The organism is Shewanella metallivivens (assembly GCF_028750675.1).
In the GTDB taxonomy this organism is placed as follows: Bacteria; Pseudomonadota; Gammaproteobacteria; order Enterobacterales; family Shewanellaceae; genus Shewanella; species Shewanella metallivivens.
On record NZ_JAQQPZ010000013.1, the window covers coordinates 557,999 to 579,259 of the forward strand.

15 protein-coding genes are annotated in these 21,261 nt (G+C 42.7%); 6 read left to right on the forward strand and 9 right to left on the reverse strand.

The window, feature by feature from the left end; translation table 11 throughout:
• Window position 1 precedes the first annotated feature (1 nt).
• From PQR79_RS15090 to argC, 7 genes are all read right to left on the reverse strand, one after another.
• Window positions 2–1,672, reverse strand: a complete 1,671-nt coding sequence (locus PQR79_RS15090; protein WP_238107796.1) for a glucan biosynthesis protein G — start codon at window positions 1,670–1,672, stop codon at window positions 2–4.
• A gap of 488 nt (window positions 1,673–2,160) precedes the next feature.
• The gene (locus PQR79_RS15095; protein ID WP_238107797.1) at window positions 2,161–3,564 is read right to left on the reverse strand and encodes a methyl-accepting chemotaxis protein; all 1,404 of its coding nucleotides are present in this window, start codon (window positions 3,562–3,564) and stop codon (window positions 2,161–2,163) included.
• A gap of 211 nt (window positions 3,565–3,775) precedes the next feature.
• Window positions 3,776–5,140 carry an argininosuccinate lyase gene (argH, locus tag PQR79_RS15100; RefSeq protein ID WP_238107798.1) on the reverse strand — a complete coding sequence of 455 codons (1,365 nt, stop codon included), beginning with the start codon at window positions 5,138–5,140 and terminating at the stop codon, window positions 3,776–3,778.
• A gap of 185 nt (window positions 5,141–5,325) precedes the next feature.
• The gene (locus tag PQR79_RS15105) at window positions 5,326–6,549 is read right to left on the reverse strand and encodes an argininosuccinate synthase (protein WP_238107799.1); all 1,224 of its coding nucleotides are present in this window, start codon (window positions 6,547–6,549) and stop codon (window positions 5,326–5,328) included.
• Window positions 6,550–6,613: 64 nt separating this feature from the next.
• Window positions 6,614–7,531, reverse strand: a complete 918-nt coding sequence (locus PQR79_RS15110) for an ornithine carbamoyltransferase (RefSeq protein ID WP_238107800.1) — start codon at window positions 7,529–7,531, stop codon at window positions 6,614–6,616.
• Between the two features lie 15 nt (window positions 7,532–7,546).
• On the reverse strand, window positions 7,547–8,326 hold the full coding sequence (gene argB / locus PQR79_RS15115; RefSeq protein WP_238107801.1) for an acetylglutamate kinase: 780 nt from the start codon (window positions 8,324–8,326) through the stop codon (window positions 7,547–7,549).
• A 30-nt stretch (window positions 8,327–8,356) separates the two neighbouring features.
• Window positions 8,357–9,337, reverse strand: a complete 981-nt coding sequence (gene argC, locus PQR79_RS15120) for an N-acetyl-gamma-glutamyl-phosphate reductase (RefSeq protein ID WP_238107802.1) — start codon at window positions 9,335–9,337, stop codon at window positions 8,357–8,359.
• A gap of 266 nt (window positions 9,338–9,603) precedes the next feature.
• Here argC and argE point away from each other — a divergent pair, with 266 nt between their 5' ends.
• From argE to PQR79_RS15135, 3 genes are all read left to right on the forward strand, one after another.
• Window positions 9,604–10,755, forward strand: a complete 1,152-nt coding sequence (gene argE / locus PQR79_RS15125) for an acetylornithine deacetylase (RefSeq protein ID WP_238107803.1) — start codon at window positions 9,604–9,606, stop codon at window positions 10,753–10,755.
• A gap of 152 nt (window positions 10,756–10,907) precedes the next feature.
• Window positions 10,908–13,556: a phosphoenolpyruvate carboxylase gene (gene ppc / locus PQR79_RS15130; RefSeq protein ID WP_238107804.1), complete on the forward strand. Its 2,649-nt coding sequence runs from the start codon at window positions 10,908–10,910 to the stop codon at window positions 13,554–13,556.
• Complete coding sequence (locus PQR79_RS15135; RefSeq protein ID WP_238107805.1) at window positions 13,553–14,092, forward strand: YceB family lipoprotein; 540 nt, start codon at window positions 13,553–13,555, stop codon at window positions 14,090–14,092. The genes ppc and PQR79_RS15135 overlap by 4 nt, the downstream gene beginning before the upstream one ends.
• Window positions 14,093–14,175: 83 nt before the next feature.
• Here PQR79_RS15135 and PQR79_RS15140 read toward each other — a convergent pair whose 3' ends face one another.
• Window positions 14,176–14,631, reverse strand: a complete 456-nt coding sequence (locus PQR79_RS15140; protein ID WP_238107806.1) for an LPP20 family lipoprotein — start codon at window positions 14,629–14,631, stop codon at window positions 14,176–14,178.
• A 70-nt stretch (window positions 14,632–14,701) separates the two neighbouring features.
• Window positions 14,702–15,496: a hypothetical protein gene (locus PQR79_RS15145; RefSeq protein WP_238107807.1), complete on the reverse strand. Its 795-nt coding sequence runs from the start codon at window positions 15,494–15,496 to the stop codon at window positions 14,702–14,704.
• Between the two features lie 594 nt (window positions 15,497–16,090).
• Here PQR79_RS15145 and PQR79_RS15150 point away from each other — a divergent pair.
• The 3 genes from PQR79_RS15150 (at window position 16,091) to PQR79_RS15160 (ending at window position 21,240) form a co-directional block, all read left to right on the forward strand.
• Window positions 16,091–16,819, forward strand: a complete 729-nt coding sequence (locus tag PQR79_RS15150) for a flagellar basal body L-ring protein FlgH (protein ID WP_238107808.1) — start codon at window positions 16,091–16,093, stop codon at window positions 16,817–16,819.
• Between the two features lie 3 nt (window positions 16,820–16,822).
• The gene (locus PQR79_RS15155) at window positions 16,823–18,007 is read left to right on the forward strand and encodes a flagellar assembly protein T N-terminal domain-containing protein (RefSeq protein WP_238107809.1); all 1,185 of its coding nucleotides are present in this window, start codon (window positions 16,823–16,825) and stop codon (window positions 18,005–18,007) included.
• 146 nt (window positions 18,008–18,153) lie between these two features.
• The gene (locus PQR79_RS15160) at window positions 18,154–21,240 is read left to right on the forward strand and encodes a DUF2339 domain-containing protein (protein WP_368389132.1); all 3,087 of its coding nucleotides are present in this window, start codon (window positions 18,154–18,156) and stop codon (window positions 21,238–21,240) included.
• Window positions 21,241–21,261 lie beyond the last annotated feature (21 nt).

Genomic DNA, 21,261 nt, shown 5'->3' on the forward strand with positions numbered 1-21,261 from the left:
CTTAAAGCGTCCAGCGATAAAGCCAAGTTTCGACTTCACGTGGGCCAGTAAACTTAAGTTCCGCACGTAGTTCAATCAATTGCGCATCTTGCGGATCCATTTCAAAGGTTAAGCGATAACCGTTTGTTTTAGGCTGACGAGATACCACCACATGAGTGACGCTGCCAGCTGAACTTTGCACGCTAGCGAGCGGAATTTCATCGTTATTGCCTTCTTTTACTTGGTAGTCAATCACAAACAAACGCCGTGGTGTTGCTTTGGCGATATCGGCACGGCCACTGGCAGTGCGCGCGACAATCACAGTGCCGTCATCAAGCTTGGGCTCGCCGCCCCAAATTAGTCGATAAGTAAAATGAAACTCAGTGCCAGCGGCAATAGCCTGTTTGGGTTTCCAGTAACTCACGATATTGTCATGGATTTCAGAATCGGTAGGAATTTCGATTAACACCACCTCGCCAGCGCCCCAATTGCCAACGGGTTCGACCCATAAACTTGGGCGACGCTCGTATTGCGCCTCGAGATCTTGATAGGCATCAAAACTGTGTTCACGCTGAATTAAGCCAAAGCCTTGTGGTGAGTTATCGATAAAGGCACTGACTTGCAATTGTTTAGGATTGGCAAGCGGACGCCATAAGCGCTCACCTCGACCATTTAGCATCAATAACGCATCAGAATCATGCACTTCAGGTCTAAAGTCATCGGTGTTTTGGCGCCCATTCATCGAATGTAAAAACATACTTGTGCTTGGCGCTAATCCCACTTTAATTAAATCCACCCGTGGAAATAATGTCGCTTCAACATCAATATGAGTATCGTCGCCAGGCCTAACTGAAAATCGATAGGCACCCACCACGCTAGGGCTGTCTAATAAAGCATGTACAACAATCAGATTGCTGTCGCTATTTGGGCGCTCGACCCAAAATGCCCTAAATATTGGAAACTCTTCGCCTTCTGGCTCTGCGGTATTTAGCGCTAAACCTCTTGCTGATAAGCCATAAGCGTTGCCTTTTCCCAGCGCACGGAAATAACTGGCACCTTGAAACACCATAAGCTCATCGAAATAAGCAGGAGTGTTTAACGGGTAATGGATCCGTAATCCTGAATAACCAATGTCTTCTGTGGGTAAACGTTGGCGGAGCACATTACCTGCACTAAAGTAGTCGGGATTATAAGCTAAATGAGTCGCTTGCTTGCCTTCTACTAAGGCGATTTCAATCAAGTCTTGAAAATAAAATCCTCGATGAAACAACTGCATTTGGTATGGTAAACCTTCGGCTTTCCAAATGGATGCTTCTGGCTTAAAACGAATATCGCGATATTCATCATAAGAAATGTTAGCTAATGTTGGGGGTAATGGGTCTTTTAATGCCACATAGGTTTTTTGTGCTAAACGACGGGCAATGTTAACCACGGTATCTGGCGCAAAGCGAGCCGTTTTGGCAAACCGGGCTTTGCTCGTTTGTTCTTGGCTAACAGGTGGTATAACCGCAGGCTGAACCTCGGTTTTAAGCTTTATCGCACTAGGAGAAACTGGATCGACGAGTGGGGTATTGTCTTGTTGCGCGGCAAGGTGAAAACAAACCCCTACGGTAATGGCTAACAGCAAAAATGTTAGGCCTTTTTTTACAGATAAAGATGAGACCAAAGTGTGGCGACTCAGTAAGCTAACCATAATAGGCTACCTAAAAATACAGCGTTAATATGCAAGTTCCAGAGCGGTTATTGCAGCACCATATCTTGGTACACAACCCTATGCTCTATTTCGCGAACGATATCAGAATGCCAAAAAATTGCACAAGTATTCATCAATAAAACCCATTGGCACCTATAACATTTTAATCTAATCATATATCCAAATATCACATCACATTTTGTCTGTATAATTTACCTAACACACTGAAGATAAAGGTTGATTGTAAAAAACAACTTATACCATTTTCACTAATTATACGGCCTATCAGAGTCACTCAGACTGTTCAGTTTGAGGCGGGGTTATGTGCCTTCTATACTGCTTAATACGCAACGCTTGTTTGTGTACTGATTTACTTGACCACATCAGAGTGAGATTAGTATTAAAATTAACCGAGTAATAAAAAAGCCGACAAATACAAATATTGTCGGCTTATATCTCATGGCCCTCTTAGTGGCCCGATGCATAGGTTAAATAATCAAATCTTTCATGAGTCCCTCTAACACATCCGCTTGTTTACTTAAGCGCTCTACTTCTTCAGCGGTTGTTGTCACCAATGCCATCACTTGAATAGAGCTGCCTCTAACTGAATCGACATCATTAGCAATATTGTCAGCGACACCACCTTGTTGTTCAGCTGCGGCGGCAATTTCTAAGCTTCGGTCTGATATATGCTGGTTTTGCTCCGCTATTTCACCAATGTTCTGGCTAGCGCTGATCATGAGCTGTTGGCTTGATTCTGCTTCTGTCACCGTTTTGGCCATTACGCTCATCACGCCTCGGCTATTCGTTTGCAGGGTTTCAATAATTTTTTGAATTTCTACTGTGGCGGCTTGAGTTCGGCCCGCGAGTGTTCTTACCTCATCGGCAACGACAGAAAAACCACGACCTTGCTCTCCCGCTCTGGCAGCTTCAATTGCCGCATTAAGTGCAAGTAAGTTAGTTTGGTCCGAAATAGCATTAATGGTTGAAATCACTTCACCAATTTGAGTCGCGCTGTTATCTAGCTCCGATACAGCTGCCGAGGCTTCGCGGACTTCTACAGCGAGCTGATTAATCTCAACCAAGGTTTTTTGGATCTGGCTTTGTCCTTGGGTACTTTTTTGAGTGGCATGTGATATCTCGGTTGAAGATTCTTGAGCATGGCTGGCCACTTCACGAATAGACACGGCCATCTCTTCGGTTGCACTGGCAAGCGAATCTATACGCTCTTGTTGCTCACTGGCGAGTTGAGTATTTTCATCACTGCGAACCCGCAGTTGTGCACTAATTTGTTGGATTAATGCCACCGCCTCTTGGGTGGTTTTAACCAATAAATGCTCACGCTCTGACACCCTGTCAACAGTGCGGGCTATCAAGTTAAATTCGTTACGAGACGGTGCATAGCCAATACGCGATGCCAAATCCCCCTCAGCTAATTTGCGTAAAGCTTCGTAGATATGAAACAAGCCACCGCCAATAAAGGTTTTAATGTAGTACGAGCACATAATCATCAATATCAAGCTAGCTGCTATTGCAATAATATGCCCAAAGCCTAAACCAGCGAGCAAGCTTTGCGAACTCAAATAACTAATACTGTAACCTTGGCCTACAACGGTGGCCGAAATGTCGCTGTATTGGCCAATGCTCAGGTTGGTATTTTGCAGTACTGTGGCTAATTCGCTAGAAGGGATTTGCGCAGAAGCAGCAAGCTTTGCCACCACATCGACCTGATTTTGGGCTTCTGTAGAATGTTGTGATGACATCACATCTATCAGGCTGGCGCTGATGACCACGATCGCTAATAAGGCGGTGAAGAATAACGCGAAAAAATTCTCCTGCAGTTTGACGTTAACTAAATATTTATCGATCCAACGAAATGCAACTTCTCTCACAACGATATCTCCAAAGAAAAGCCATTTATGCTCTTAAACGGCGAATAAAATGGCTCAATGGCCAAATTGATAAAAAATGGGGTAACTTGACTGCAGCATAGCTGACTATTCAAGCTTGCATTGTTTGACGCTATAAAACTGACACCTAGATCACGCAAAAAGCCCTGTTGGGTTTAGCAACAGGGCCTTTCAAAACTGACTCGCTAAAAAATTACGCTTTTTTAGCAGCGATGGCAGCGTGAACTTGGTTAACGGCAGTGCCACCTAATACGTCACGTTTTTCTAAGCAAGCTTCAATGGTGAGGTTTGGATACACATCATTGCTGATCACTTTGGCAAACTTTTGTAACTCTGCAATGGTTAAGTCTTCAATCGGCTTTTGCTGACTAATGGCAAATACCACAACCTCACCCACAACATGGTGCGCTTCACGGAACGGCATGCCTTTAGCAACAAGGTAGTCGGCAAGTTCTGTCGCATTTGCATAGCCTTGCTGAGCGGCAACTAATGCTTGTGGGCGATTCACTTTAAGGCCCGACAATACTAAGGCTGCCATGTCTAAACAAATGGCCCAGCTGTCGACCACGTCAAACAAGCCTTCTTTGTCTTCTTGCATGTCTTTGTTGTACGCCAATGGCAAGGCTTTCATGGTGGTTAAAATGCCCATTAAACTGCCATAAACACGGCCGGTTTTACCACGGATAAGCTCTAAGGCATCTGGGTTTTTCTTTTGCGGCATTAACGATGAGCCAGAGGTGACTTCGTCGGCTAGTGAGATAAAGTTAGCTTCACCAGAGTTAAAGAAGATTAAGTCTTCGGCCATACGGCTTAAATGCATCATGCTGATTGATGCTGCGCTGCATAACTCAACCACGTGGTCACGGTCTGACACGCTGTCGAGGCTGTTTAACGTTGGGTGAGCAAAATTTAATGCCGCTGCCAATGCGTGACGATCAATGGGGTAAGCTGTACCGGCTAATGCACCAGAACCTAGCGGACATGAGTCGGCACGGTTAAGTGCATCTTGTAAGCGGCTAATGTCACGCTCGTACATTTCAACATAGGCTAATGCCCAGTGGCCAAATGTTACGGGTTGTGCACGTTGTAAGTGGGTGTAACCCGGCATCACTGCGTCAACTTCGCGCTCTGCTAATGCGATTAATTCGGCATGCAACGTCCCTAAACGCTCAAGTAATGCCGCACCTTCTTTTTTGCACCACAGTTTTAAATCGGTCGCGACCTGGTCGTTACGTGAACGGCCAGTGTGGAGTTTTTTACCTAAATCGCCCACTTTTGCAATCAGCTTTTGTTCAACAAAGCTGTGAATGTCTTCTGCGCCATTACTGATAATGGCTTGCGGATCATTACCCACTTCAAGGAGTAATTCGTTTAAGGCAGCTTTTAAATCGGTGCATTCTTGGGCTGTAATAACCCCTACACTGGCAATGGCGTCTGCCCATGCGATTGAGCCGACAACGTCTTGTTCAAATAAGCGATAATCCACTGGCAGTGAGTCATTAAATAACTTGAAAAGTGCACTGGTTTCGCCCTGAAATCTTCCGCCCCATAACGCCATGTCGGTATCCTCTGTGTTGAAAACTGTTTTAAGAACTGGGTGTTCAATAATATTGGTGTTAAGTCACCTATTCTCTTATCCAGAGCTCAGGTTAACTATTTCTTTCTTGTAATGGCTCTTTAGATTACGCAAAAGTCATTATAAGAAAGGCGCTTTGCAGCGCCTTAATTGTATTGGCGTAAAGCTTATTTGGTGTTTAACGCACGAATACGGCTTGCTAAAGAGTACAAACGGATAAAGCCTTCAGCATGCTTTTGATCGTACACGTCATCTTCGCCAAAGGTTGCGAAAGACTCTGAGTATAAGCTGTTTGGTGAACGCTTTTTAACGGCCGTTGCTTGGCCTTTGTAAAGCTTAATAACCACATCACCGTTAACTGACTCAGCTAATGATTCTGACGCTGCGATAAGTGATTTACATAACGGGGTAAACCAACGGCCGTCGTATACTAAGTGCGACATTTGGCCAGCAATTTGCTCGCGCCAGGTACGACTGGTTTTGTCTAGTACCAATTCTTCAATGGCACGTAAGCCTGCAAACATTACGGTGCCGCCTGGTGTTTCGTAACAACCACGAGATTTCATACCCACTAAACGGTTTTCGGTAATGTCGATACGGCCTACACCGTGCTTACCAGCGATGTCGTTTAGCTTCATCAGTGCAGCATAAGGCGATAAAGCTTCGTCATTTACATGAGTCACACGACCATTTTTAATGGCAAGTGAAACATATTCAGGCTCATTTGGCGCATCTTCTGGTGCAACGGTTAATGTCCATACGCCTTTTGATGGCTCGTTCCATGGATCTTCTAACTCGCCGCCTTCGTGCGAAATGTGCCATGCGTTAGCATCACGGCTGTAAATTTTAGTCGCTGATGCGCTGGTTTTAATATTACGCTCAGCAAGGTATGCAAGCAGATCTTCACGGCTACGCATTTCCCATTCACGCCAAGGTGCAATCACTTTTAAATCTGGAGCAAGGGCAGCAAAACAACCTTCAAAACGCACCTGGTCGTTACCTTTACCGGTACAACCATGACACACCGCATCTGCACCCACTTTACGGGCCACTTCAACTTGCGCTTTAGCAATAATTGGACGCGCCATAGACGTACCTAATAGGTAAGTCCCTTCATAAATTGCGCCTGTCGCGATAGTTGGGTAAATGTAATCGGCAACAAATTCTTCTTTAAGGTCAACGATATGACACTCAGAAGCGCCTGAGGCTAATGCTTTTTCAGTTAAGCCAACAAGTTCTTCTTCGCCTTGACCTACGTCGGCACAGAATGCGACAATTTCACAATTATCGTAGGTTTCTTTTAACCATGGGATAATGGCTGAAGTATCTAAACCACCTGAGTACGCGAGTACCACTTTTTTAACGCCGGATTTTTTCACTGCATTAGACATGTTCAATTCCTACAATCAATCATTTATGTTTATTTAAACGCCATAACGCCTTTGGCATTATGACTTAATCTTGTGACTCACTTAATAAGGTTACCAACACTGCATTTTGTGCATGCATGCGGTTTTCCGCTTGGTGTAAAATCAATGAACCTTCGCCGTCCATTACCTCATCGGTGACTTCTACACCTCGGTGTGCAGGCAAACAATGCATAAAGTATTTTGCACCGGCTTTTGCCATTAACTCACCGTTGACTTGGTAAGGTGCAAAACGCGCTTTAATGTCAGACAGCGGCGTATCATCACCCATTGAAATCCAAGTGTCGGTATAAATAGCATCATGGCCTTCAATGGCATTAATGTCAGCACTTAAGATGAGCTTTCCGCCATTTTTTTGCGCCAACGCTTGCGCTTCAGTCACGATAAGTGCGTCAGGGAACGCACCTTCTGGGCAAATAACGGTCATGGTTAAGCCTAGAATAGCCGCGCCGTAAATTAGCGAATGGGTGACATTATTACCATCACCAACATAAGCCAGTTTTGCTTTGCTTACATCATCAAACTGCTCTGACAGTGTTAAAAAGTCCGCTAGCGCTTGGCAAGGATGATACAGATCAGACAATGCATTGATGACCGGGACGCTACCATGTTCTGCAAGTTGTTCAATCGTTGTATGCGAAAACGTTCTAGCAACAATTGCATCAGCCCAGCAAGAAATATTAGTAGCAAAGTCAGCAACGGTTTCACGCTTGCCCAATGCACCATTTTGTTGGTCCAAGTATAAGCAGTGGCCACCTAATTTATTAATGCCAATGTCAAAGCTGACTCGGGTGCGTAGTGATGGTTTTTCAAATAACATCACCACACTTTTACCATCTAAGGCACGACGGTACTCAGCAGGGTTACTTTTAATTTTTTTAGCCAGCTCAATGATGGCTAACAGCTGAGTTTGAGTTAATTCTTTAATCGACAATAGGTGCTGCATATACTACTACTCCATTTAAGGTTGTATTTGAGTCCCGACAGACCCACCTTTTACTAATGTTTTTAATTGTTCAGCGTCGCGCCAAGAAGCAACCTGTACAGGCTTACCCATCCATTGAGCAACTTCTAATGCGGCTTCAACTTTCACTTTCATGCCTTTTTCAATCACCCCTTGGGCAACTAAGTATTCTATTTCGCTTTTGTTTAAGCTGTTAATCAGTTGACCTTTGCCATCGAGTACACCAGAAACGTCAGACAATAGCACTAAGGTACCGTTAACTAACTTAGCCAGTGCTGTAGCGGCCTGGTCGGCGTTAACGTTTAGCATTTGCCCTTGGCTCGAAATCGCAATTGAGCTGCAAATCGGCATCCAACCCTGGCTTAAAATGAAGTTAAGGTAAGTGGCATCTTTAGGTTCAACTTCGCCCACCAAACCTAAACGTTCATCTTTAATTTTGGCGCTAACCATATTACCGTCGCCTAGGCTCATGCCTACGCTTACAATGCCCGCTTTTGCTGCTGCGGCTTGTAAAATCTTGTTTGAGGTACCGGCAAGCGCACCGACAATAATAGGAATTTGGTCTTCTGGCGTGACGCGTAAACCATCTAGCTTAATGGTTTCTTTGCCGTTAGCTGTTAATTGTTCATCAACTAAACAACCACCACCATGAACTAACAACACTTGCTGACCCGCTGCGATCATTTCTGCAGCTGCGGTCATTAAACGTGCCATTCCCATTTCACATTGCAGTAATGCACCGCCGACTTTAAGCACTAATACAGTTTTTGTAGCCATTATTGTTGTTCCTTGACTCATGTGATTTGATTACACACCGAAATGGATTTTGATGCACTGTAAGCCCTGGCTAGCAGCACCTTTCATTAAATTATCAATCGCACTGGCAACCACTAAGTAACCGCTATTGGCATCAAACTTCCAACCTAGATGACAATTCGGTGTATGCACCACATCATCAACTTTAGGGAACATGTTGTGCTTCACTGTCACGATAGGTGAGCAGTCATACACACTGTACGCTTTTTCAATGTCGGCTTCGGTCGTTCCCGGCTTTAGCTGTACTGTGATAGTGGCCAAAATACCGCGTTTAAAGTTGCCTAAATGTGGCGTAAAAATCACTTCTTGACCTAAGTGAGTGGCAATTTCAGGTTGGTGCCTGTGGCCTAATACACCGTATGGCGTTAAGCTGACTTCGCAAAAATTAGTGTGTAATTGTGCTTTACGCCCTGCACCTGTAACGCCACTGACCGCATTAATCACTGGGTACATTTCAGTTAAAAAAGGTTTAAGCGGTTTTAACGCCGTTAGTGACGCTGTTGGGTAGCAACCTGCTACGGCGATCATTCTGGTTTGTTTAATTTTGTCACTATTCCATTCAGCTAAACCGTATACGGCTTCGGCTAATACTTCTGGATAAGTGTGTTCAAAACCATACCACTTAGGATATTGCGCAACGTCAGCAAAGCGATATGCACCACTAAGGTCAAATACCGCTAAGCCTTTTTTGTAAAACCATGCCGCTAACTCTAAGCTGACTGAATGCTCAGTCGCCAGTACTACGCCATCGGCTTGGTCGACGATTTGTTGTTTGGCTTCATCTGTCAGTGGAGAAAGCGTATAAGCCATATGACTGTATGTAGGGTATAAGTCGGCTAATTTACGGCCTTTGTCTAAACTGTTTTCCGACACATATAAGCCTTGAACCGAAAGGTTGCTGTCGGCATTAATCAACGAAGTAATTTGTGCACCTGTGTATCCACTAGCGCCAATAATTGCGATGCTTTTCATAAGTTTGATTTTTCTTAATTGATAGTTATCGAGAGTTTTTAGCATAGCCCATTTAGGCAGGAGACGCCTAATAAAGGTCTATCGTCGCAGGAAGTTAGCGTTGATAATTGGTATAGTGGATTTAGCAGTCAAAAAGCACATATTTATTTTCATTTGTAACGTTCAATTAATGGTGTCGGTTAATGCTGTTTGCTAGACTAACACACAATATTAATTATGCAATATATGTGAATAAGTATTTCACATATAATTTTTTAGGATAGTCTATGAGCACATTACCTGATCTAAAAAGTTGTTTTACACAGCTGATTGCAGCGCCATCTGTTAGCGCACTCGACGCTGAAGACGATATGAGTAACCATGCAGTTATCAACTTGTTGCAAAATTGGTTTAGCGAGCTTGGTTTTGACTGTGAAACCCCAACGGTTGAAGATTCGCGCAATAAGCAAAATTTAATTGCTCGTATTGGTCAGGGCAGCGGCGGTTTATTACTCGCAGGGCATACCGATACGGTTCCTTTTGACGAAGGCCGCTGGAGTCAAAGCCCTTTTGAAATGATTGAAAAAGACAATCGTTGGTATGGTCTAGGCACGTGCGACATGAAAGGTTTTTTTGCATTAGTGCTTGAAGCATTAAAAGACATGCCGTTTGATCAATTTAAACGTCCACTGACTATTTTTGCCAGCGCAGATGAAGAAACCACCATGAGCGGTGCCAAAGCATTTGCAGACTCTAAAGCTGTCGCGCCTGATTATGCAGTGATTGGTGAACCCACCAGCTTAAAACCTGTCTATATGCATAAGGGGCATTTAGCTCAAGGTATCCGAGTGATTGGTCGCAGTGGCCACTCGTCTGACCCTGCTCGCGGCTTAAATGCCATTGAAGTCATGCATAAAGTGATTAGCCAACTAATGAAGCTTAAACAGCATTTAAGTGAAAACTACCGCGAAGATGCCTTCACTGTGCCTTACCCTACAATGAACTTCGGCCATATTCATGGTGGCGATGCGGCCAACCGGATTTGTGGTTGCTGTGATTTACATATAGATATTCGTCCATTACCCGGTATGGAATTAGCTGAACTTGAATTAATGGTATTGAACTACTTATCTGACATCAGTAAAGAATACCCTGGCAGTATTAGTGTCAGCACATTGTACCCAGGCGCAGAATCATTTGCCGGAAAAGCGGATAACCCTTGGACTAAGCTGGTCGCAGAATTGTCGGGCAATGAGGCAGAAGTGGTTAACTACTCTACTGAAGCACCGTACATTAACAAGCTTGGTTGCCAAACATTAGTGCTAGGGCCAGGGAGTATTAACCAAGCCCACCAGCCAGATGAGTTTATTGGCTTAGAATACTTAACGCCTACGGTTGAGTTAATCAAAAAAATGATTTACCACGCTTGCATTAAGTAACCGTCAAAATACGTTAAATGTTAACGTGAATTGTAACATTTTTACGAAATAAAATTACAAAACAACATGCCAGCGTATTGACCGATTTTACTACGCTGGGTATTGTGATGTTAGAGATATTGGCAAAATCGTTCTTTTTTTCGGGAGTAGGTATGACAGAGCAAACGGCAGATATGTATGCGTCACTTCGATCAAATGTGGGGCATTTAGGCCAGATATTGGGCGAAACAATGCAAAACCATTTAGGTGATGCATTTTTAGAAAAAGTAGAACAAATTCGTATTTTAGCGAAAAAATCTCGCCAAGGTGATGAAGCCTCACGCGAACAAATGTTGGCATTACTAACCGCATTACCAGACGAAGAGCTGGTGCCTTTTGCAAAAGCTTTCAACCAATTTTTAAATTTAGCCAATATCGCAGAACAATTTCACACCATAAGCCGCAATTGCGACGAACTCGTGTGCGTGCCAGACCCAGTTGAACAATTACTTGGGCGCATGCTTGATAGTGACTTCGATAAAAAAGACGTTATTGAAGGCTTAAAAAACTTAAATATTGATCTCGTGCTCACCGCGCATCCAACTGAGATTTCTCGCCGCACGCTAATCCAAAAGTACGCGGCAGTGGTGGATTGCTTAACCGAGCAAGAAAACAATCAACTCTCTGAGCGTGAACGCAAACAAAACACCTTGCGCCTGCGCCAGTTAATTGCCCAAATTTGGCATACCAACGAAATCCGTAATGAACGCCCAACTCCGGTTGATGAAGCACGTTGGGGCTTAAGCACAATTGAAGCCTCTTTATGGCAAGCCATACCTGACTTTTTGCGCCAGTTGAACGATCAAGTCGAGCAAAAAACCGGTCAGCAATTACCGATTGATGTCTCTCCGATACGCTTTTCAAGCTGGATGGGCGGTGACCGCGACGGTAACCCGTTTGTGACCTCAACTGTGACGCAAGAAGTGCTAGACCGTAATCGTCACGCTGCAGCCAGATTGTACCTAAAAGACATTGTTGCTCTACTTGGCGAGCTCTCGATGGAACAGGCTAATGAAGAGTTATCAGCATTAACAGACAACAGCAAAGAACCTTACCGTGACGTGCTGCGCAAGTTACGTTGTCAATTGCGCAATACCATTGACTACCTCAATGCACGCCTTGAAGGTAAACACCCAGATACCGACACCAGCGAGTTAATTTGGCATAAAGACGACTTACTAAAACCATTAGAGCTGCTTTATCAAAGCTTAAGCGATTGCGGTATGAAGTTAATTGCTAACGGCTTATTATTAGATATTTTACGTCGTCTAGCCTGCTTTGGTATTCACATGTTGCGCCTTGATATTCGTCAAGATGCAACCCGTCACAGTGACGTGATTGCCGAACTAACACGTTACTTAGGTTTAGGTGATTACAACCACTGGGATGAAAACGAAAAACAAGCATTCTTATTACGTGAGCTCACCGGTAAACGTCCGTTAATTCCTACAAACTGGCAGCCAACAGACGACGTAGCAGAAGTCATCAGAACCTGTAACTTAGTCGCAAAACAACCCGCTAATGCATTAGGCTCGTACGTCATTTCAATGGCCAGTAAGCCTTCTGATGTGCTTACTGTATTGTTGTTACTTAAAGAGGCTGGCTGCACTAACCCAATGCGCGTAGTGCCTTTATTTGAAACCTTAGCTGACCTTGAAGGTGCAGCGGCTTGTATGACCGCGTTACTGAATATTGATTGGTACCGTGGTTACACCAAAGGCATGCAAGAGGTGATGATTGGCTACTCTGACTCAGCAAAAGATGCCGGCGTAATGGCTGCCGCTTGGGCGCAGTATCGTGCTCAAGAACAGTTAGTCGCGGTGTGTAAAAAAGCCGAAGTGAAATTGATGCTATTCCACGGTCGCGGCGGTTCTATTGGCCGTGGCGGCGGACCAGCACATAAAGCGATTTTATCGCAACCACCAGGTTCAGTAGATGGTCGTATTCGTGTTACAGAGCAAGGCGAAATGATCCGCTTTAAATTTGGTTTACCCAAAGTGGCGGTACAAAGCTTAGCGCTATACACCTCTGCCGTGATGGAAGCAACATTGTTACCACCACCTGAGCCTAAAAAAGCCTGGCGCGATTGCATGCAACGCATTGCTGAAGAGTCGGTACAACATTACCGTGGCATAGTGCGCGAAGAGCCCGATTTTGTACCTTACTTCCGTGCGGCAACACCTGAGGTGGAGCTAGGTAAACTGCCATTAGGCAGTCGCCCGGCTAAACGTAAAGTTGATGGAGGCATTGAAAGCTTACGTGCTATTCCATGGATTTTTGCCTGGTCGCAAAACCGTTTAATGCTACCCGCATGGTTAGGTGCCGGTGAAGCATTACAAGATGCGGCTGATCGCGGTGAGCTTGATTTACTACGCGAAATGGAAGCACAGTGGCCCTTCTTTGAAACCCGTATCTCCATGCTCGAAATGGTGTACACCAAAGCGGAACCTAATCTCGCCAAATACTATGAGTCGTGCTTAGTAAAACCTGAATTACATCATTTAGGTGAAAAACTTCGTCAACGCCTACAGCTTGGTATTGATGCTGTTTTATCGCTCACTCAAGCAACAGAGTTAATGGCGCACACTCCTTGGAACCGCGAATCTGTTAAACTGCGTAACCCGTACATTGACCCACTCAACTTTTTACAAACCGAACTATTAGCTCGTACCCGTAAAGAGGTTGAACCGTCTGCATCTGTTCAGCTAGCACTTATGCTGACCATTGCTGGCGTTGCTGCAGGAATGAGAAACACTGGATGATAACCTTGGCAAAAAGCCTTGGACTTGGTTTGCTTTTACTACTGACTGGCTGTGCCAGTCAGTACAGTATTACCGAGTCTGAAATAGAGCAATACCTTAACAGCGACATGCATTTTGAAGTCAAACAGGGTAATAAGTTAATTGGTGTGTCACTTAAGCTCAATGACATGCAGGTGGTGCTAGGCAATAAGCCTAATACCATGGCCGTAACCGCAGCCACCATGATAACCGTTAACAACCCACTGATGCCGATCAATGCAAAATTGAAAACCACGTTTGAGGCTGTACCTTGGTACGACAGTGAAACGAAAAGTATTTATCTTCGCCAGTTAGACTTAGTCAAAGTCGAGTCTGAGCCAGCCGATATTGAACGTTACATCAGCCAAGCAACACCACAATTAATGGGATTTTTGCGTAATTACCTTGAAACCCAGCCAGTGTACACCTTAGACACTCGCGACAGTAATCAAGCATTAATGGCCAAAATGACCAAAGAAATCGCGGTACAGCAAGGAAAGTTGGTGGTTAAGTTTTAACGCTTTAATTTTTAGTTTTAAAAAAGCACCTTTCGAGGTGCTTTTTTATGTGGCAATTGATTGATCGACACAAAACAATGCGACTAAAAGTTCTGTGCTGGCTCTATCACCAAAATACTATTTTGTTGTGGGTTTTCAGATTGCTCATACAAATCCCACACTAACTTATAATCAAGTTCTAACTCAGTAACGTAAAACCCATCAACCGGATAAGTTTTCACGACTCTAGCTCCTTTAATTAAGCCAGAGACTAATATTTTAGTGTCGCTATTACTCATTGCCCAATCATGCACCGCAGTGCTTGAGTTTAACTGCAAACCATATACCTGCTCTGTCAGCTCACGGTAAGCCAAAATTTTAGACGACTCCATCGCCATTAATAATTGCTCACTTCGGCGCTCAGCCGGTTGACGGTCTATCGGGGCATATCCTACCGCAGTAAGCACTGGATAAACGCTAGGACGATATTGGTTAAAACCACTTTGAAATAAGCTACAACCACTAAGCAGTATGCAGCCAATGATGAGTAATGTTCTCATGTATAAAATCGCTCTATGAACACGCAAATTAAAAATGGCACCACCAGCCGTCGGCCATGTGATGTTTGGGTTATTGTGTATCAGTATTGTCGTCAGTATCAGACGACAACAATCCCGTATCGGCGACTAAATCTTTGGTTGTATAACCGGTGAAATAATCCATACCCAACTCAAGGGCTGCCGCGCCGGCGCCAATATAACCAGAGTACAACATGCCACCTAACAATTTGGATACAGGACTAATTTCAGTATTTGTAGATAATTGGTAAATATCAGACAAAACAGGGATATGGTTTAATATGTTAATCGAGTCAAACAAGTCATTACCATTTAAGCCGTCTTCACCAAATGAAAACGAGTACATATCATCAAAAGTGCTCGCGTTTTCATTGGTAATGGCTAACTCTTCATGTGTAATGCCCACAGTTGATTGCAAAGGATTATTGGCTTGAATGGCGGTCGATGCTGAAGAAACGGCCGAAGACACTGCGCTAGTCACTGCAGTACTGTTAATCATGCTAGTTTGTAACGAAGATAATAACTCTTGCTGCATTTGTGAAACTAAGTCATCTGATACGGCTAAGGAGAATAAATTTGCATTCCCTAAGCCAGTTTGCTGCAACAGTTGATCTTGAAGGTTTTCAACAGAAAGCACTTCAATATTTGACAGGTTAGTTAATGATGAATCAATAGCCTCAGAACCCGACGACAATGAGCTAAGCAATGCGCCAAAGGTGCTTTGACCAAGGCCGTTTTCTGCAATAGCATCTTGCTGATCGGTAATGGTCTTCACAGCACTTGCAGCGGTACTTGCGGCTGTTGTAGCTGCGGTGGCGGCAGTATTTAACGAATTTATTAAGGACAAAGTGATTTCCTAATCAAGGCTAAGGGCTGTTGATATTTATTGGTTAAATATCGTTCGTAATAAAAACGTGTTAATCGAGGCAAATAAATTTCGCCATGTATCTTACAGTCTCAATTAAAGGCAACAACTCTCTGTAAAAACCTAAGAACTCATTACTTTTTAACATTTCAACTAATAACAATATAAAAAAGATAAAGCTCTTATGTTACACATTAAAAATTTACAATAAATTAACTTACACTGTATTGTAAAAACGTTAACCTCAACGTGAAATGTTAATTTCAAATTATCATAAAACGTAAAACCCAAACTTATTTAAAAAGACTGAACATTGACACCTCGTCGAAAACATTAAACGTGACCAATGTCTCGATAAATAAAAAATTTGTACAAAAAAACACAAAAAATAAATTAATAACCAGAAAGAACATATAGATACAAATACATAATAAATCAATACAAAGTAAACATAAGTAAAGATCGGTAAACGCAGGTAAAAGGAGGTAAACATCAAGAAGAAAGCACTTTTCGCGTAGAAAATAACATAATATTGTCGTTAAAATTAAACAGTCGATAACTTTGCGGATAATAAAAATGAATAAATCATTGTCATTTACCTTAGTGTTTTTAACATTTCTATCTGCTTGTTCAACTACAGAAGTTGCAGAAATAAAAAGCCCAACAAAAGAAAATACGACTATTAGTGTTGTTGAAGACAGTGAAGAGATTATTCAAGGCGACCCTCGTTATCGCCCTGTTAGAAATAACAATATTCAACAGGCGCCGCAAGTTACTGGTTCAATATTTAACCCTAATAATATCTATAGTATATATCAAAACAATAATCGTTATGAAGTCGGTGACATGATAATGATTAAACTTAATGAAGAAATGACCTCTAAAAAGTCGATCAGCTACCAACGAGATAACACCAACGAATTTACTTTGTCGCCATCGATTACTGCCGGTAGCATCAATATTAATAGCGACAACCTAGATGCCGACTACAGCCAAGAAAAAAGCTTTGATAGTTCTGCAGAAAGTAATCAAAATAACTATTTATCTGGCACAATTACGGTGTCGGTAAGAGAAAAGCTCCCCAATGGCAATTTGATTGTGGCGGGTGAAAAGTGGCTTAAGCTCAATAAAGGTGACGAATACGTTAGATTTTCTGGCGAAATAAGAGTAACCGATGTCGCTGCCGATCATTCTATTGACTCAAACATGGTGGGCAATGCTATCATTGAGGTCAGCGCTAAAGGCGATCAGCAAGACAACCAAGATCCTTCACTTATCAGTAAATTACTCAATATTTTCGGCTAACTAATGATCAAGCTGTTATTTGTTTTCGGGCTATTATTCATGCCATTAATGGCACAGGCTCAATGGTATGTTGGTCAGGCATCGATGGCTGTAAATGACGATGATTACAATGATGTCCGTAAAAAAGTCATTAAACAAGCAATAGAAAATGCTTCATTGCAGGCCAATAGCTTTGTCAAAATCGAGTCCACCGTTACCGATGGTATTTTAAACCAAAGCTCAAGCAGCATTCAGTCCGAGCATCAAATCAGTGAAATAAAAATCCTTAATGAGTCACTTAAAAACGACATCTTAACTATTAATGTCAAAGTGAATCTAAAATCGAGCCTAAATTGCACTAAAGATCGCTACCTTAAACAGCTTATTGTTGCTCAATTTCCGCTACTAACCCCAGCACAAGCTACTACAGGGGATGTATTTAGCCTGCCTTTTCATGTTGTTTCTCGCTTTAAAAATGAGCTAATAAACCAGCCTAACGTATTTGTCGAAGAACTGATCCCAGAAATGGTCTTTAGGCCCGAAATAGACATGGATACCGTCGATTTAAAAGCAGTGAAAAGTATTTCTCACTCATTAAATGGCCAATATCAGAGCCAATACCTAGTCTTTGGTTACATCCGTGACATCGGCTTGTTTAATGAAACTAAATCAGGGCTCATAAGTAAATCAACAACTCCGAAGCGAAACTTTACGATAAAAGTGTTTATGTACGACAGGATCAGTGACAGCATTTTAGTTGAGAATGAATACCACGGCGAGGGGGACTGGAGCTTTGACTCTTTTAGTCGCGTTGATTTAGCCAATAGCTTATTTTGGCGCAGTGATTATGGCAAAACCATTATTGATACACTGTTTAACGCAGCAAAAGACATTAATGAAACCTTAAGCTGCGAAGCCACTAAAGCAACGGTAATCAATAAGGATGATCAATATATTACGATTAATATTGGTACCTTACACGGCGTAAATAAAGGCGATGTATTTCAATATATCAAACTTAATAGTATTGCCTTAAACCACACAGTGCTTTCTACCTTGATGCCACCCACCGAACCGACTCTCTTAAAAGTGGTTCAAGTCAGTAATAAGATAAGTTTGTTGCAAGTGCCCCTTGATACCGATCCTAATGGTATGAAGCAACATCAAATTGATCTCTATGACGTAGTAACAACCGTACCGCAAAAGTAGTCCTCATTTCATATCGATACACCAGAGTGCAATGGAGTGCACTCGCCTTGTTTATCCCCAGTGTCAGATAACTGAACATTTCCTAATCATTCAGAACCACGTACAATCATCTGGCACGATTGGAATTCTTAGTAATCATGGGATAAATGATGCCGTTAATGGATGACGTCGCTAAATTAAAAGCACAATTAGCAGAACTTACCTCTCAGCAACAAGCACAACAAGCTGATGTGGCGCAGCAACTTGCTAAATTTGGTCAACAATTGGATGCATTGACGCATCAAGTGCAAGCCCAGTATCAAGCTGATGCCAATATTGGCAACCATGGTAATAGTGACGAACTGAGTAATCTCCATGATGAAGTGTTACCGCATATACAACACGATTTATCAAATAACATTCTGCAGCAACCACTACACAGCCAACTTTCCGATTCAGCCCACAGCGAACAACAAAAATCGCATTATGCATCGTCGGCTTGGGGCAACCATGCTACTGATTCGACCCAATCAACACCCACTCGAGGACCGGCAAGACAAAGTGCCCTTAGCGCCATGGTGACCCAATTGGCAGAGGCTATTACCGAATTTAGCTCTGCCGCATTAGCACCTCTTTCTGGGTTAACCGATCAAGCAAAGCAATTCTATCAACACTACCAAGCAAAAGGATTAGGCCCTGTATTTTTGATGACCGTAGCAGGGATCATCACTCTTACCCTAGGCTTTGGCTACTTATTACAATATTCAATCAACAACTGGTTTTCTGAATTAGCTAAAGCCTTATTTGGGCTTGGTGTAGCTAACAGTATTATTGCTGGCGGTATTTTTATTCGACATAAACGCGCTGGAATGGAAGATTTTGGTTCAGGATTGGTAGGACTCGGGCTGATTCTTAACTATTTGTGTCTGTATTTTCTTGGGCCTTATTTTACCATTATTCCCGACACTGCTTGCTTTGGCTTATTACTGCTTAATACCTTACTCGGTTATGGTTTGTCATTTAGACTCGACACAAAAGTGGTTGCAATTATCGCCTTATTAGGCGGATCGTTGGCGCCATTAATGTTGCTCGATGGCGGGCAAGCTCCATTACTCTATTTGCCTTACTTATTACTTATTGGCATTTGTTCTATGGTACAAAGCCATAAGTTAGCTTGGCCAATTTTAGTTGAAGTGACCGCTCTACTGCATATTGCCTGTATTCAAGTGCTTAGTGTGTTTATTCCATTACCATTTGATTCAGTTGACTGGCAAATAGCCCTGACATTAGTCGCGATTAACGGGTTATTTTATCTCTACAGTATTGCCAGCTTATTATTTGTCATTAAGTCGTCACTGACACCACGTTTACTCGCGGTGCCTGTCGCACTCATGATATTTATCCTTTACACACTGACAGAGTGGAGCCGTTTTGCTGGTGAGTTATTTGCGGTAAATGCGCTTTTATGTTCGTTATTGTATTGGGCCTTAAAACGCGACAAAGACATCAGTGCTCTAGCACTTGCTTTTGCAGGTAGCTTTGCCGGCTTTGCAGCACTGTTTTTACTCAGTGCTAAACTGATGGGGCTCGTGCTACTGTTAGAGGGATTATTGTTACTGTGGATAGGTTGTAAACATCGATTTAGCCCAATTAGAGCTGAAGCTTATGTACTATTAATGTTAGGTATTGTTAGCAGCTTTATTAACCTAGTCGATATACTGACACAATCACATTACCCACAGCAAAGTATATTAAGTTATCAGGCATTACTAAGCTTATCGATGTTACTCACTTGTACATTGACCTATATGGCTCAAAAGCTTATTAGTCAGTATCAAACTGATTTAATGAAAATTGATCGCCTAGCTGTACACTTTATTCGCGAGTTGCTTGGCGTGCTTTACTCTGTGACTATCGTGGTCATCTGCTATTTTGTCTCTGATGAGTATTGGTTAAACACCCTACCTTTGATTAGCCTATTACTGCTTTATATAAGTGCAAAATACACTTTGCGGTTTAGTGAGATACTGGCTTGGCTATGGCAATTACCATTATTAGGCTTAGTAATCTTTGCCATACTAGATGCCAACAGCCTTAGCTTTGCAGACCAAGCATTGAACGCCAAACTTGCCCGAATTGAATTGTTTGTTGGCTTATTGCTGGCCTACTACTGGTACAAAAAGTACGATTCCAACGCTAAATTGATACGCCTTGCCTACTATGTTCAGTTGGCCTGCTATATAACACTTCCGCTGTTGTTATTGCCTAAAGTCATGCGTAGCTGGCCCGAATATATTGCGATTTACTTATGGTTAAGCTGCATTGGCAGTTTGGCGATTGCCTATTTTGTTCGGCATAAGGTTTTACGTTATGAAGCACAAATCCTCACGGTGTTAGCCATATTAATTACTGCCGCAATGTGTCTCGCAGAGCTATGGCAAGGGCTTATGGCGTTGGCTATTGGGCTATTGTTGCTAGGGTTTATTACCTTGCGCTTTTCACAATTACCGACTGAATGGCAACAAATAACCAGATTACATTGGCATATCAGCCCGTATTATCTAGGGCTGGTTATTGCTGTCATTAGCCAAACCTTAACCAATATTTTTTATCCATCATGGGCAATAACGGCCTTAATTATGTGTGGTTACTTTACGTTAATTACCGAGCGACATAATACTTTAGGGCGAAGGTTAAAGGATGCACTCGCTCCGAGTTATAGCCTCGCTTATTTTGCTATTTTTGCCTGTGCGTTGTTACCCATCATACTGCATAGCGAAATGTCGTTGTCGTTGAGCATAGACAATTTACTCGTGAATATGGCTGAGTTGGGGGTACTTATTTTATTAGCGCGGTACTTAATGACGGCTAGATTAGCGATTCGAATCCACAAAAAAATTCTCCCAACCACTATATTGCATTGGGCTTGGCATGGACTGTTAACAATAAGCTATATGTTGTGGTGTTATCAATTAGATATCAGTATAGCTGCGACAATGAGCGCCATATTATTGGTTGTTCACGCAAGCGTGGTGATGTTTATCAGCTTACGAGCATTACAAACTAATTTGGTTAGACTCGCCGCACTACTCTTTGCACTAGCATGCATGAAAGTGATTGTTATCGACATGGCCTCTTTCGAATTAGTCCAAAAGATTGTCGCCTTTATTGTGATTGGTGTGATTTTGCTGACGGTGGCGTACTTTTATCAAAAAGCAAAGAATAAATTGCAACCACAAAGCTTAACAGCATAGTTAACATTTATGTTTGCCAGC